General features: G+C 72.4%; 12 protein-coding genes. 9 read left to right on the forward strand and 3 right to left on the reverse strand.

All coding sequences use genetic code 11. The features are described from left to right. Positions 1–46: 46 nt before the first annotated feature. The 4 genes from RNB18_RS11525 (at position 47) to RNB18_RS11540 (ending at position 5703) form a co-directional block, all read left to right on the forward strand. Positions 47–652 (forward strand): beta-class carbonic anhydrase, encoded by a 606-nt coding sequence (locus RNB18_RS11525; protein ID WP_311714014.1) that lies wholly within the window; start codon positions 47–49, stop codon positions 650–652. 238 nt (positions 653–890) lie between these two features. Continuing rightward, the gene (locus RNB18_RS11530; RefSeq protein WP_311714015.1) at positions 891–1925 is read left to right on the forward strand and encodes an AAA family ATPase; all 1035 of its coding nucleotides are present in this window, start codon (positions 891–893) and stop codon (positions 1923–1925) included. Next, entirely contained in the window at positions 1925–3292 is a 1368-nt protein-coding gene (locus tag RNB18_RS11535) for a DUF58 domain-containing protein (RefSeq protein WP_311714016.1), read from the forward strand. The genes RNB18_RS11530 and RNB18_RS11535 overlap by 1 nt, the downstream gene beginning before the upstream one ends. Then, the gene (locus RNB18_RS11540; protein ID WP_311714017.1) at positions 3292–5703 is read left to right on the forward strand and encodes a transglutaminase TgpA family protein; all 2412 of its coding nucleotides are present in this window, start codon (positions 3292–3294) and stop codon (positions 5701–5703) included. Before RNB18_RS11535 ends, RNB18_RS11540 begins: the two co-directional genes overlap by 1 nt. A 211-nt stretch (positions 5704–5914) precedes the next feature. Here the strand turns inward: RNB18_RS11540 and RNB18_RS11545 are convergent, their stop codons facing one another. From RNB18_RS11545 to RNB18_RS11555, 3 genes are all read right to left on the reverse strand, one after another. Next, a complete protein-coding gene (locus RNB18_RS11545; protein WP_057618523.1) occupies positions 5915–6310 on the reverse strand; it encodes a DUF3040 domain-containing protein in 396 nt (131 codons plus the stop codon). Between the two features lie 277 nt (positions 6311–6587). Then, positions 6588–7358, reverse strand: a complete 771-nt coding sequence (locus RNB18_RS11550) for a methyltransferase (protein ID WP_311714018.1) — start codon at positions 7356–7358, stop codon at positions 6588–6590. Positions 7359–8088: 730 nt separating this feature from the next. Continuing rightward, the gene (locus RNB18_RS11555) at positions 8089–8664 is read right to left on the reverse strand and encodes an SAV_6107 family HEPN domain-containing protein (RefSeq protein ID WP_311714019.1); all 576 of its coding nucleotides are present in this window, start codon (positions 8662–8664) and stop codon (positions 8089–8091) included. Between the two features lie 180 nt (positions 8665–8844). Between RNB18_RS11555 and RNB18_RS11560 the strand changes: the two genes are divergently transcribed. The 5 genes from RNB18_RS11560 (at position 8845) to RNB18_RS11580 (ending at position 14937) form a co-directional block, all read left to right on the forward strand. Then, positions 8845–9603: an ATP-binding cassette domain-containing protein gene (locus RNB18_RS11560; RefSeq protein WP_311714020.1), complete on the forward strand. Its 759-nt coding sequence runs from the start codon at positions 8845–8847 to the stop codon at positions 9601–9603. Continuing rightward, positions 9575–11659 (forward strand): YhgE/Pip domain-containing protein, encoded by a 2085-nt coding sequence (locus RNB18_RS11565; RefSeq protein ID WP_311714021.1) that lies wholly within the window; start codon positions 9575–9577, stop codon positions 11657–11659. Before RNB18_RS11560 ends, RNB18_RS11565 begins: the two co-directional genes overlap by 29 nt. A gap of 47 nt (positions 11660–11706) precedes the next feature. Then, entirely contained in the window at positions 11707–12339 is a 633-nt protein-coding gene (locus RNB18_RS11570; RefSeq protein WP_266525610.1) for a TetR/AcrR family transcriptional regulator, read from the forward strand. Between the two features lie 393 nt (positions 12340–12732). Continuing rightward, positions 12733–13347: a DUF4126 domain-containing protein gene (locus RNB18_RS11575; RefSeq protein WP_311714022.1), complete on the forward strand. Its 615-nt coding sequence runs from the start codon at positions 12733–12735 to the stop codon at positions 13345–13347. An 87-nt stretch (positions 13348–13434) separates the two neighbouring features. Then, the gene (locus RNB18_RS11580) at positions 13435–14937 is read left to right on the forward strand and encodes a phytoene desaturase family protein (RefSeq protein ID WP_311714023.1); all 1503 of its coding nucleotides are present in this window, start codon (positions 13435–13437) and stop codon (positions 14935–14937) included. Positions 14938–14946: the final 9 nt, after the last annotated feature.

The following is a 14946-nucleotide window of genomic DNA, read 5'->3' on the forward strand; positions in this document are numbered from 1 at the left end:
CGGGTGCACCCGGGACCCCTGTGGGGTACCTCACACAGAGCACGTGATGACGCTCTTTTTCCCTTCTCACGGCAGGACCGGAACGGCGGTGACCAGTACCGTCATGGTTATGACGACTTCCGCATCCGTTCCCACCGAAGGCGCCATAGCCCCCGGCGGCCGTGTGACCGATCGCCTGGTCGACGCCAACGAGCGGTACGCCGCCGCGTTCACCGACCCCGGTATGGACGCCCGGCCGGTCCTGCACGTCGCCGTCGTGGCCTGCATGGACGCCCGACTCGACCTGCACGCCGCGCTCGGACTGGAGCTCGGCGACTGCCACACCATCCGCAACGCGGGCGGTGTGGTCACCGACGACGTGATCCGCTCGCTCACCATCAGCCAGCGCAAGCTCGGCACCCGCAGCATCGTCCTGATCCACCACACGGGCTGCGGCCTGGAGGCGATCACCGAGGACTTCCGCACCGAGCTGGAGATGGAGGTGGGCCAGCGTCCCGCGTGGGCGGTGGAGGCCTTCCGGGACGTCGACCAGGACGTACGGCAGTCCATGCAGCGGGTGCGCACCTCGCCGTTCCTGGTGCACACCGACGACGTGCGGGGGTTCGTGTTCGACGTGAAGACGGGTCTGCTGCGCGAGATCGACCCCGCGTAACCGGCCGCCGTAGCTGTCGTTTCGCTGTTGATTTCGGCCCTCAGGGTGCCCAAAACACCGTAAGACCCGACATAGTGCAGCCAGTTGTCCACAGTCGAGTGACACGAATCGGTAACGGCAGCAAGAATGCGGGTGTGGCGTCACGCGGAACTTTTCACGCGTGGTGTCCGTGATTCGGGGTGGGCCGGTTACGCATCACAGAGCGTCGGCCCGGAAAGTACGGGCCGAGGAGGGCCGGGTGACCACCTATGACGATCGATCGAGCCTCACTGATCTGACCGCCGTCGTGGAGCGGGTACGCAGTTCGGTGGAGGGCGTGATCGAGGGGAAGCCCGAGGTCGTTCGGCTTTCGCTGACCGTGCTGCTCGCCGAGGGACATCTTCTGATAGAAGACGTCCCCGGCGTCGGCAAGACCATGCTGGCCAAGGCGCTGGCGCGGTCCATCGACTGCTCGGTGCGCCGCATCCAGTTCACGCCCGACCTGCTGCCCTCGGACATCACGGGTGTGTCCATCTGGGATCAGCAGCGCCGGGACTTCGAGTTCAAACCGGGTGCGATCTTCGCGCAGATCGTGATCGGCGACGAGATCAACCGCGCCTCGCCGAAGACCCAGTCGGCGCTTCTGGAGTCGATGGAGGAGCGCCAGGTCACCATCGACGGGCAGACCTACGAGCTGCCCAGTCCCTTCATGGTGGTGGCCACGCAGAACCCGGTCGAGATGGAGGGCACGTATCCGCTGCCGGAGGCCCAGCGCGACCGTTTCATGGCCCGGGTCTCCATCGGCTACCCCAGCGCGGACGCCGAGCTGCAGATGCTCGACATCCACGGCGGGGTGAACCCGCTGGACGACCTCCAGCCGGTGGCGCACGCCCACGACATCGTGAAGCTGGTCGAGGCCGTCCGCGGGGTCCACGTCGCCGAAACGGTCCGGCGGTACGCGGTGGACCTGGTCTCCGCCACCCGCACCCACCCCGACCTCAGACTCGGCGCGTCCCCGCGCGCGACGCTGCACCTGCTGCGCGCCGCCAAGGCCTCCGCCGCCCTCAGCGGCCGCGAGTTCGCGCTGCCGGACGACATCCAGGCGCTCGCCGTGGCCGTCCTCGCCCACCGTCTGCTGCCCACCGCCCAGGCCCAGCTGAACCGGCGCACCGCGGAGCAGGTCGTGCAGGAGATCCTCCAGCGCACCCCGGTTCCCGCCGCGCCCCAGCAGGGCGGCCTCGGGATCGGCCGCACCGCACCCGCGTATCCGCAGCAGCCGCCGCGGAGCCTGTGATGTCCACCGGGGTGCCCTCGGCCGACGGCCCCGAGGCCGACCGGGGCGACAAGGGCGGGGTGCGTACCGCTCTGGCGGGTCTGACCACCCGGGGCCGCTCCTTCTTCGCCGCCGGCATCGCCGCGGCCGTCTGCGCCTACGTCCTCGGCCAGAGCGACCTGCTGCGGGTCGGCCTGATGCTGGCCGTGCTGCCCCTGGTCTGCGCCACCGTGCTCTACCGCACCCGCTACCGGGTGGCGGGCAGCCGAAGGCTCTCCCCCGCGCGCGTGCCCGCCGGCAGCGAGGCCCGCGTCCATCTGCGGATGGACAACGTCTCGCGGCTGCCCACCGGCCTGCTGATGCTCCAGGACCGGGTCCCCTACGTCCTCGGCCCGCGCCCCCGCTTCGTGCTCGACCGCGTCGAGCCGGGCGGCCGCCGCGAGGTGTCCTACCGGGTCCGCTCCGACCTGCGGGGCCGCTACCCGCTCGGCCCGCTCCAGCTGCGCCTGACCGACCCGTTCGGCATGTGCGAACTGACCCGCTCCTTCTCGACGTACGACACCCTGACCGTGATCCCGCGCGTGGAGGCGCTGCCGCCGGTGCGGCTGAACGGCGAGGCGAAGGGGTACGGCGACGGGCGGCAGCGCTCGCTCGCCCTGGCCGGCGAGGACGACGCCATCCCGCGCGGCTACCGGTACGGCGACGACCTGCGCCGGGTGCACTGGCGTTCCACCGCCCGCTACGGCGAGCTGATGGTGCGCCGCGAGGAACAGCCCCAGCGCGCCCGCTGCACCGTGCTCCTGGACACCCGGGGTCTCGCCTACGCGGGCGCGGGCCCGGACTCGGCCTTCGAGTGGGCCGTCTCGGGCGCCGCCTCCGTCCTGGTCCACATGCTCGAACGAGGCTTTTCCGTACGGCTGTTGACGGACACCGGCAACTCCGTGCCCGGCGAGGGCGCCGACGGCTTCGCGGGCGCCAGCCAGGGAACCGCGGACGCGGCCGGGCTGATGATGGACACGCTCGCGGTGATCGACCACTCCGACGACACCGGCCTGTCGCGCGCGTACGACGTGCTGCGCAGGGGGAACGAAGGACTGCTGGTGGCCTTCTTCGGCGACCTCGACGAGGAGCAGGCCACGGTGGCCGCCAAGATGCGGCAGCGCAGCGGGGGCGCGCTCGCCTTCGTGCTCGACAGCGAGAGCTGGGTGCGGGAAGCCACCGATGTGCCCGGGGCGTTGCAGGAGCGCGAGGAGCGGCTGCGGATGCTGCGCGAGGCGGGCTGGACGGCACTGGGTGTGCCGCGGGGCGCCTCGCTGGAAGAGCTGTGGCGCCTCGCCGACCGCGAGCGCACGGGCGTCGGCGTGGCCGGCGCCGGGGAGGGACCGTGATGAGCGGGCGGGGACGACTGGCGCTGTGCGCGTGGGCGGCCACGCTGATGGCCGCGTGCGCCCTGCTCCCGCTGGTCGAGCCGGTCACCTGGATCGTGCAGGCCGCCTTCCTGCTCGGGGTGCAGACGGTCGTGGGCGCGGTGACCCGGCGGATCCCGCTGGCCCGTCCTCTGACGGTGGCGGCCCAGACCCTCGTCACGCTGGTCATGCTGACCCTGATCTTCGCCCGGGACCAGGCCCTCTTCGGGCTGATCCCCGGCCCGGGCGCCTTCGTGCACTTCGGGGACCTGCTCCAGCAGGGCGGCGACGACATCGCGCGCTACGCGATCCCGGCGCCGCTGGCGTCCGAGGGCATCAAGCTGATGGTCTTCGGCGGTGTCCTGATCATCGGGCTCGTGGTGGACACCCTCGCGGTGACCTTCCGCAGCGCGGCCCCGGCGGGCCTGCCGCTGCTCGCGCTGTACTCCGTCGCCGCGGGGCTGTCCGAAGGCCACGGCGACTGGTTCTGGTTCCTGGTCGCGGCGGCCGGCTATCTATTGCTGCTTCTGGCCGAGGGGCGCGAGCGGCTCTCGCAGTGGGGCCGCGTCTTCGGCGGGGCCGCGCGCGGCCCGGGCGCCGACTCCGGGCCGGTGGCGCCGGTGCGCACCGGCCGGCGGATCGGCGTGGCGAGCCTCGGCATCGCCCTCGTCGTATCGGCCGCCCTGCCCTCGATGAACGGCGGCCTCCTGGACGCCACCGGGGCGGGCGTGGGCACCGGAAGCGGCAACGGCGGCACGATCTCCGCCGTGAACCCGCTGCTCACCCTGCGCGACAGCCTGAACGTGGACGAGGACCGTCAGGTCCTGTCCGTGCGGACCGGGAGCAGCACCGACGTCTCCAACCTCTACCTGCGGATCGTCTCCCTGGACGAATTCGACGGCCGGACCTGGAAACCGTCCAAGCGGCCCATCAAGGCCGTACCGGACGACTTCCCCACCCCGGTCGGCCTCGGCGGCGACGTCAAGCGCTCGGAGGTGGAGACGACCATCGAGGCGGCGAACTGGTACGCGCAGGACTACCTGCCGATGCCGTATCCGCCGAGCGGCGTGAAGATCAAGGGCAGCTGGCGCTACGAGCCCGAGGGGATGGCGCTCGTCGGCGACCACGGGCAGAACACGCGCGGGCTGACGTACCAGGTGAAGAGCCTGGACGTGCAGCCGACGGCCGAGCAGCTCGCGTCGGCGCCGACCGCGCCCGCGGCCATCGAACGCGACTACACCAAGATGCCCGACTCGGTGCCGTCGGTGGTGGCCAAGACCGCCCGCGAGGTCACCGCGGGCGCGAAGAACCCCTATGAGGCGGCGGTCGACCTCCAGGACTACTTCGCGGTGACCGGCGGCTTCGAGTACGACACCAAGGTGGAGGTCGGCGACGGGCCGAACGCGATCGCCAACTTCCTGCGGGACAAGCAGGGCTTCTGCGTCCACTTCTCCTTCGCCATGGCGGCGATGGCCCGCTCCCTGGGCATTCCGGCCCGGGTCGCGGTGGGCTTCGCGCCCGGCACCCCGCAGGCGGACGGCTCGATCTCGGTGGGGCTCAAGGACGCCCACGCCTGGCCCGAGCTGTACTTCGAGGGGGTCGGCTGGACCCGCTTCGAGCCCACCCCGACCCGGGGCACGGTGCCCTCGTACACCATCCCGGACGCCAGCAGCAATCTGCCCCCGGACGTGGCGCGGCCGTCCGCGGGTTCGTCCACGGCGCCGTCGGCCTCCCCCTCGGCGAGCGAGAGCTGCTCGGCCCAGCTGCGCAAGCTGGAGGCGTGCGACAGCGCGTCGCCCGCTGCCGTGGCGGCCGGGGACGGTGGCGGCCCCTGGTGGGCCGTACAGGGCCAGTGGTGGTACCTGAAACTGCTGTTCTGGGTGCTCGTGGGGCTGGTCGTGCTGTCCATCCCCTTGGCGCCGATGATGGGGCGGCTGCGCACCCGCTCGGTACGCCTGGGCGGGCACGGCCGCAGCGACGCGGATGCCGCCGCGCACGCCCTGGCGGCCTGGCAGGAGCTGACCGACACGGCGTGGGACTTCGGGATCCTGCCGGACGACTCGCAGACGCCGCGCAAGGCGGCCGCGCGGATCGTACGGCTCGGGCATCTCGATCCGACGGCCGCGGCCTCGGTGCACCGGGTGGCGGACGCCGTGGAGCAGGTGCTCTACGCCCCGCGCCCCCGGCCGACGGCCGGCCTCTCCCAGGACGTCTACCGGGTGATCGGCGGACTGCGCGGCTCGGTCGGCCGCGCCACGCGGGCGCGCGCGCTGATCGCCCCGCGTTCCACCGCGCGGGTGGTGTGGGCGGTGTCGGAGTGGTGGGCCGGGGTCAGGGCTCGTGCGACGGCGATCCGGCCGACGCTGCGCAAGCCGTTCGGTCAGCAAGGCTGAAAAGCGCCGCACGCAGGCGGCGGAACGACGGTGGCCCGGGCCTTGAAAGGCCCGGGCCACCGTGTTGCGAGGGGTGGGAGTGTCCTGCGGAGATTGGTGGGGGGTGGCGTCCTGAGGACGTGCGCGAGCTTGAGGACATACGTGAGGGGGTGAGCACCCGGCTGGGTGCTCACCCCCTCAAAACGTCTGTGGGAGCGGCTCGGCGGGCCGGCTACTGGCCGCCCTGCTCGTCTCGTCGCCGCTGCCAGCGCTGCTCGATCCGATCCATCATCGAGCGCTTCTGGCGTCCCTGGCGACGGGCATGCGGGGCGCCCGCGGCGGGCTGCTCGCCCGGCTTGGGGGCCTTGCGCCAGCCGGTCACGGCGAGTACCGCGCAACCCAGCATGACGAGGAAGCCCACCACGCTGAGCCACACCTGCTTGGCGACCATACCGGCCATGAGGAGCGCGATACCTACGAGGAAGCCGGCAACTGCCTGGTAGACCCGCCGCCGGGTGTACGTACGCAGCCCGCTTCCCTCGAGCGCCGACGCGAACTTGGGATCTTCGGCGTACAGCGCTCGCTCCATCTGCTCGAGCATGCGCTGCTCGTGCTCCGAGAGCGGCACGGAGTCCTCCTCATCGTGCAGTCGCCGGGGCGACTCGGGGGGTCCCTTCAGGATAGGCAGGGAATCGCCCCCGTGAAACCCGCCCCTCTGCGCCAATTGGCCAACCGGATTCCGCCATGAACGCTCCGGCTGCTGAATCTTGTCATTCCCCAGCGGCCGTCCCGTCATGCCGGTCGGTCTCCCTCGATCATACGGCGCTGCGCGCGCGATCGGGGGGCCTGTGGCGTACTCCATGTGCCCGCAAGTACCTGATCAGCACTCCGGCACAGGGGGCGACTCAGGCCTCGGCGGCCTCACGGGTCTCGCCGAGCACATGGAGCTGCGTGGCCACGGAGTGGAAGGCGGGGAGCTCGGCCGCCGCCTCCTCCAGCTTCAGCAGGGCATCCAGGGCGCCGGGCTCGGTGTCCACCAGCACGCCGGGGACGAGGTCGGCGAAGACCCGCACGCCGTGCACCGCGCCTACGGTGAGGCCCGCGCCCTCGACGAGCGCGGTGAGCTGTTCGGCCGTGAAGCGGCGCGGCACGGGGTCGCCGTCGCCCCAGCGGCCGTTCGGGTCGTCGAGCGCCTGCCTGGCCTCCTTGAAGTGGCCGGCCAGGGCCCGGGCGAGCACGGCGCCGCCGAGACCGGCGGCGAGCAGACTGAGGACGCCCTCGGTGCGCAGGGCGGCCACGACGTTGCGCATGCCCTCGGCCGGGTCGTCCACGTACTCCAGGACGCCGTGGCACAGCACCACGTCGTAGCCGCCGCGCTCGGCCACGTCGAAGAGGCCGTGGGCGTCGCCCTGGACGCCTCGCACCCGGTCGGCGACTCCGGCCTCGGCCGCGCGGCGCTCCAGGGCGAACAGCGCGTTCGGGCTGGGGTCGACGACGGTGACCTGGTGGCCGAGGCGGGCGACGGGCACGGCGAAGTTGCCGCTGCCGCCTCCGGTGTCGAGGACGTCCAGCGCCTGGCGTCCCGTGGCCTTGACCCGGCGGTCGAGGGCGTCCTGGAGGACCTCCCAGACCACGGCGGTACGGAGAGAGGCGCGGGGTCGCAGCGGGTCCGACACGGCAGTTGACTCCTCGGCGCGGCACCGCCCGTTGCACGGCGGAGCGATCGGGGCGCCTTCCCGGCCGGGGGCGTGGACGGGGAGGCTTCAGGCGCTCCCCACCCTATTGCCTCCACCGCCGCACCCAGCCATCGCGGTGCCACGGCCAGGGGCACGTCCCACCGGCCGGGGCGGCGGGAACGACGGGCGACCGGAGCGGAGCACGGGGCGCTGCGAGAAGCGGCTTGGCGGGGCGGTCGGCGGAGGGCGGAGGGCACTCCGTGGATCGCTCCGCGCCGGGTCGAGGAGGCGGCGCCTGAGGCTCGGCGGGGTGATCCACGGGCGGTGCTCCGCGCGTCCGCGCCGGGTCGAGGCCGGGAGACGGCGCCCGCGGCTCGGCGAGATGGTCCACGGAGGGCACTCCGCGGCCCGCTCCGGGTCGGGAAAGCGGCGGCGCCTGAGGCTCGGCGGGGTGATCCACGGGCGGTGCTCCGCGGTCCGTGTCGGGTCGAGGCAGGGGGCGCGGCGCCTACCCCGGTCGAGAGGCGGTTTGCCGGGGCACCCGCGTAAGGCTGCGTCCTGGGCCTCCCCCGCGACACGTGTTCCGGACCCCACCCGCGAGTGTCCGTCCAGGCCGCCACCCGCGAGCATTCTCTGCCGACGGCCGCGAGACGCTTCCCCCCTGGCCGCCACCGGCGAGCGGCCGCCTCCTGGACCACCCCCCGTGGAACGACTGCCCGAGTCGCCGTGCTCAGCCCGCGTCCGGAAAGTCACGGTCGCGGTCGGTGTCGCCGGCGCCCCCCTCGGGCTGGTCCGCGTCCTGGCGTGGTTGGGGCAGGACCGGCTGGAGCACCAGCATCCGCTCGACGAGGCGCAGGAACATCGCCACGTCGCGTATGAGGTCGTCCGCGTCCCGGCGGCTGGCCGCGCCCTGGATGCCGGCCTCGGCCCGGGCGCGGCGCCGGGCCCCGGAGGCGAACAGCGCGCTCCACTCGGTGAGCTCGGGCGCTATCTCCGGGAGCACTTCCCAGGCGCTCCGGATCTTGGCGCGGCGTCGGGGCGTGGGCTCCGGACGCCCCCGCGCGGCGAGCACGGCGGCCGCGGTGCGCAGGGCGGCGAGATGCGCCGTCGCATAGCGCTCGTTCGACGTCTCCAGCGCCGAGGCCTCGTCGAGGCCGGCGCGGGCCTGGGCGAGCAGGTCGAGGGCGGCGGGCGGGGCCGTCGCCCGGCGCAGCACAGGGTGTACGTCGCTCGCCGGGCCGGTCAGTGAGGGGGCAGGGCCGGTGGCGCGGCGCCGACGGGCGGCGGCTGCGTGATAGCTGGCCATGACGAACCTCCTGTCGTCTGGTTGCCGGCACATCCCGCTACGGAGTGCCGTATGTGCCCATCGTGAGGTATGCCACTGACAATCCGTTCTGACCTGGACTTTTGCTTCGATCGAAGGTTCGGGTTAGTTTTTGCACTGACCAGTCAGTTCAAAAAGTTCTCGATTCAAGAAGATCAGGGGGTGGCCGTGGACGGAATCGCTGTCACGGCCGAAGGTTTCGGGCTCGAGGGGCCTCGCGGCTGGGCGTTCCGCGGGGTCGACCTCGCCGCGGAGCCCGGCGCGTTGATCGCCGTGGAGGGGCCCTCGGGGTCCGGCCGTACGAGCCTGCTGCTCGCGCTCACCGGGCGGATGAAGGCCACCGAGGGGACGGCGACCGTGGGCGGGGCGCGGCTGCCGAAGCAGCTGGCGGCTGTGCGCCGGTTCAGCGCACCGGCGAACGTCGCCGGGGTCACCGACCTCGACCCGGCCCTGACCGTCGCGGAGCACTTGCGTGAACGGGCGCTGCTGCAGCGCCGGTTCGGCGACTCGGTGCGCACGCTGCTGCGGCCGCGCGAGGAGCGCAGGTCCGAGGCGAGGCTGAGGATCGACACCGCGCTGACGGCCGCCGGGCTCGACCGGGAAGCGCTGCCCAAGGGCGCGCGAACGGCCGTACGCGATCTGGAACGCCTGGAGGCCCTGCGGCTGTCGATCGCCCTGGCCCTGATCGGCCGCCCGCGTCTGCTCGCCGTCGACGACCTGGACCTGAAGCTGTCGGACGCCGAGCGGACCGAGGCCTGGGCGCTGCTGAGGTCCCTCGCCGCGGCCGGGACGACGGTCGTGGCCGTGTGCAGCGAGGCCCCGAAGGACGCCGTGACGGTGTCCACGCGACCTGAACCGCAAGAGGACACGCACACCCGGAAGGAGACGGCCGATGCGCTCGCCGAGACTGGCCGCGCTTGAGCTGCGCCGCTTCGGCAGGGGGAAGCTGCCCCGCGCCGCCCTGGTGGCGCTGCTCGTGCTGCCGCTGCTGTACGGCGCCCTGTATCTGTGGTCCTTCTGGGACCCGTACGGCCGCCTGGACCGCATCCCCGTCGCCCTCGTGAACGACGACAGGGGCGCCACCGCCGACGGCAGGAAACTGACCGCGGGCGACGACCTCACCAAGGGGTTGCGCGAGAGCGACACCTTCGACTGGCACCAGGTGAGCGCCGCCGAGGCACGCAAGGGTGTCGAGAACGGCACCTACTACCTGTCGCTGACCATGCCGCGCGACTTCAGCGGGCGGATCGCCTCCAGCGCGGGTGACTCCCCCGAGACCGGCGCCCTCCAGGTCCGTACGAACGACTCGAACAACTACATCGTCGGGCAGATCTCAAGGACGGTCTTCGCCGAGGTGCGCCGGGCCGCGTCCACGAAGGCGTCGCGGTCCTTCCTGGACCGGATCTTCATCTCCTTCTCCGACATCCACGGCGCCGCGGTGAAGGCCGCCGACGGGGCCGACGACCTGGAAGGCGGCATCGGCAAGGCGGAGAAGGGATCCGAGGACCTGGCCACGGGCCTGAAGGACGCCGAGGCGGGCAGCGGGAAGCTCGCAGACGGGCTGGCGAAGCTGGACACGGGCTCGGGTGACCTCGCGGACGGCGCACAGCAGGTCGCCGACGGTACCCAGAGCCTCGCCGACAGGGTCAACGGGATCGCGGACAAGGCTGGCCCCTTCCTCGAAGGCAACGAGAAGGCCATCGGCGACACCGCGCGGCTCGTCGCCGACTCGGCCGGAGCCGTCCGCCACAATCTCGACACCCTGGTCAGGACCGCCCCTGCGGCCGCCGAGGGAGCGCACAAGGCCGCCGCCACCCTGAACGCCGTCTACAAGGCACGCTGTACGGACCCCGTGCTGCCGGACCCAGCCTGCGCCGACCTGAAGAAGGCCGAGCAGGCCGCCGCCGACGTGGCGAAGGTCGCCGACGACGTCAACGCTCTCGTCGCCGACCAGAACGGCGACCTGAAGAAGCTCGACAGCCGGCTCGCCACGCTCCAGCAGCAGGCCCGAGCGCTCGCCGACCGGGCGCCCCGCCTCTCCGAGGACCTGGACGACGCCGTAGCGAAGATCAACCAGCTGAACCAGGGCGCAGGCAAGGTCGCCGCCGGCGCCAGGACGCTCCACTCCGGCCTCGGCACCGCGCGGACCGGCGCTCAGGACCTGGACGAGGGCGTCGGCCGGCTCAGGACCGGAGCCGACGACCTGAGCGGCGGCATGTACAAGCTCGCCGACGGCTCCGAGAAGCTCTCCGACGGGCTGCACGACGGCGCCTCGCAGATCCCCGACTACGACAAGAAGGACCGCGACCGACGCACCGACGTGATGGCGGACCCGGTCCAACTGGTCTCCAGGGACCTGCACAAGGCGCCGAACTACGGCACCGGGTTCGCCCCGTACTTCATCCCGCTGTCCCTGTGGGTGGGCGCGATGGTGGCGTACATGCTGATCACACCGATGAACCGGCGTGCGCTCGCCGCCGGTGCCGCGGCCTGGCGGATCGCGCTGGCCGGGTGGCTGCCCGTGGTGGCGATCGGAGTGCTCCAGACCGTGGCCCTGATGTCGGTACTGCACTGGGCGATCGGCCTGCAGATGGCGCGGGCGGCCGGGACCGTGGGCTTCCTCTTCCTCGTGACGGCCTGCTTCGCGGCGATCGTCCAATGGCTGAACGCACGCTTCGGAGCGGCGGGCCGGATCCTCGTCCTGGCACTCCTGATGCTCCAGCTGACGTCCGCGGGCGGCACCTACCCCGTCCAGACCAGCCCGGGCTTCTTCAACGCGATCCACCCCTTCCTGCCGATGAGCTACGTCGTGGACGCCCTCAGGAGGCTCATCACGGGCGGTGGTCTCTCTCCGGTGTGGCACGCGTGCGTGGTGCTCCTCGCCTTCACCGCGGGCGCCCTCGCGCTGACCGCCCTGTCGGCCCGCCGCCGGCAGGTGTGGACGCTGGACCGGCTGCACCCGGAGCTGACCCTGTGAGCCCTTCCGCGACCTCAAGGGCGGCCTCACCTGTGAGAATCAGGAGCATGGAAAGCAGCAGCGCCACGGCGGGCGTCAGCACGCGCCGAGAGGCCACCCGGCAGAAGCTCTACGAGGCGGCCGTCACGCTCATCGCCGAGCAGGGCTTCTCCGCCACCACGGTCGACGAGATCGCCGAGCGGGCCGGAGTCGCGAAGGGCACGGTCTACTACAACTTCGCGAGCAAGTCCGTCCTCTTCGAGGAACTGCTGCGGCACGGCGTGGGCCTTCTCACCGCCTCCTTGAGGGACGCGGCGGAATCGACGGCACGCGCGGGTGGCGGCAAGGTCGACGCCCTGGACGCGATGATCCGGGCCGGTCTCGTCTTCATCGACCGCTACCCGGCCTTCACGCAGCTGTACGTGGCCGAGCTCTGGCGCACCAACAGGGCCTGGCAGTCCACGCTCATGGTGGTCCGTCAGCAGGCCGTGGCGGTCGTGGAGGGCGTCCTGCGCGAGGGCGTGGAGAACGGTGAGTTCAGCGACGAGATCGACGTACCGCTGACCGCCTCCGCCCTGGTCGGCATGGTCCTGGTGGCCGCCCTGGACTGGCAGTCCTTCCAGCCCGAGCGCTCTCTGGACGACGTGCACGCGGCGCTGTCGCGGCTGTTGCAGGGGCGGGTGAGCGGGCGCCGGGGGTGACACGAGGCTGACATGCGAAAGCGCCGGTCCGGTGTGGCCGCGTCCCCCGCGGGCCACCTCGAACCGGCGCCTTCTCCTGCTCCCCCGATTCCCCCGTTCTCCCCCGTCCCCCCGTTGGGCCCCCGTTCGGTCGTTCCCCCGCTTTCCCGGGTTCCCCCGTGCCTCGCTCCCGCCGACCTCGGCCGGCGGAAGGAGCGGATCCGGGGCGGCTCCGTTCCGGCGCCCCGTGTCGCCGGTGCCGGAGCCGTTCCCCTTCGCCGTGGCTCCACTCTCTCGTTCGAGCAGGTCGGGGCCCATCCGCGCGCGTACTCATCTCACCCCCTAGGTACGGATACTCAGTCCTGCGCACTCACCCCCAGACCGCTCCGCGGCCGACTGGTTACGATCGCGTCCGTGTCCGTACTCCCTCTGGTGTTCACCAGCGGCTGGGCCAGCGGCGTCAACGCCTACGCGGTGGTGCTGCTGCTCGGCGTGTTCGGCGCGACGGGGCTGAGCGACGACGTCCCCGAGACCCTGCAGCGCCCTGAGGTCCTCGTCGCAGCGGGCGTGCTGTTCCTGTGCGAGGCGGTGGCCGACAAGATCCCGTACGTCGACTCGGCCTGGGACTCGGTCCACACCGTGATCCGTCCCGTCGCCGGCGCCTGGGTCGGCGCGCTGCTCGCAGGTCAGAGCGGTTCGCTCTCCGATGTGGCGGCGAGCCTGATCGGCGGTTCGACGGCCCTGGCCAGCCACACGGTCAAGGCGGGCACGCGCATGGCGGTCAACACCTCGCCCGAGCCCTTCAGCAACGTGATCCTGAGCCTGGCCGAGGATCTCGGGGTCGCCGGCGTCGTCACCTTCGCGATGTTCCACCCGGAGGCGGCCGCGGTCATCGCGGGCGTACTGCTGCTGGCCGGCCTGCTGACGCTCTACTTCCTGATCTCCCGCATCCGAAGATTCCGACGCCGCAGGGCCCAACGCCGGGAGGAGAAACGCCTCGCGGCACGAATGGGACGACCGCCCGGCTGACGGCCGGCGACGGTGTGCCGCAGGTCCTCGTCGGCAAGCCGGCCGCCCGCGGTCGGAGTGTCAGTGGCGGCCGATAAAGTCGCAGGCATGGCACGGATTGCGGTGATCGGCGCCGGGATGGGCGCGATGGCGGCCGCTGCCCGGCTGGCCGTCGCGGGCCACCGGGTGGCGGTGTACGAGCGTACGGAGACGTACGGCGGTGCGGTGCGCCGGTTGGAGCGGGACGGATTCGGGTTCGACACCGGGCCGGGACTGCTCACCCTCCCCGCGGTCTACCGCGATCTGTTCATCAAGACCGGCAAGGAGCCGCTGGAGTCGGTCGTCGAGCTGGTCCAGGTCGATCCGTCGTCGCGGCACATCTTCACGGACGGCACCGAGGTGTCCCTGCCGAACGCCTCGCGCGCAGGAGTGGTCGCCGCACTGGACGAGGCCCTCGGCGCAGGCGCGGGCGGACGCTGGGGTGACTTCCTCATCCGGGCCCGCGAGGCCTGGGACCGCACCCGCAGGCCGCTGCTGGAGGAGCCCCTGTGGCCCAACTGGCAGGTGCTGCAGCGGGAGCCCTACCCCGCGGTGCCGCACAAACGGCTGCTGCGCACCCGACGGGCCTGCACGCTGTACGAGATCGGCGCCTGGGAGCTGCGGGACCCGCGGCTCGCGGCCCTGCTGTACGGCCATGCGCTCGCCCACGGCGTCGACCCCGGCAGCGCGCCGGCGAGCGCGGCCGTCCTGCCATACATGGAGCACGCCTTCGGGACCTGGTACGTCCGGGGCGGGATGCGGGAGTTGGCGCGGGCGGTGTACGAGCGGTGCGTCCAGCGCAAGGTCGAGTTCCACTTCGGCGCCGAGGTGACGAGCGTCCTGGAGAAGGACGGTCGCGCGGCAGGTCTGGAGCTGTCCGACGGGGCGGTCGTGGAGGCGGACACCGTCGTCGGAACCGGACCCTGGCGACTACGCGGGCTCGTACCGGGTCGTGAGCTCTACGGCACGAAGGAGGTCCTTCCCGGCGCCGAGGACCTGCACCCGGGCCGGGTCGTGCTGTGCCTCGCCCTGCGCAGAGCGCGGGAGCCGGACGCCGTGCACCGCACGGTGGTCTACAGCCCCGATCCGCAGGGCGAGTTGGGCCTCTTCTCGCACGGGGAGATGCCCAACCTCACGGTGCGGATCGACCGGCCGGACGACCCTGCCCTGCGCCCCGACGCGGACCACGAGTCCGTGGTGCTGACGGCGACCGTGCCCTGCGGCCTTGGGTACGACTGGGCCACCCCGGGAGTCGTCGAGGCCCTCGCGGACCGCATGGTCTCCGCCGCCGAGCGGGCGATGCCGGGCCTGCGCGAGCGGATCCTCTGGCGCGAGGTGCGGACGCCTGTGCACACCGAGCGGGAGACCGGGGCCACGGGCGGCGCCGTCCCCCCGCCCTCGCTGGCGGGCGGCGAAGGCACCCTGCACCCGTCCAACAGCACAGCGGTACCCGGCCTGTTCACTGCAGGCGGCTGGTCGCATCCCGGCGGCGGTCTCCCCCACGCGGGCATGTCGGGGTCGCTGGTAGCCGGGCTGATCGTGGAAGGACCGGAGTTCCGCGGTTCCCAGTGACGGAGCCGC

The organism is Streptomyces doebereineriae, assembly GCF_031845645.1.
GTDB lineage: Bacteria > Actinomycetota > Actinomycetes > Streptomycetales > Streptomycetaceae > Streptomyces > Streptomyces canus.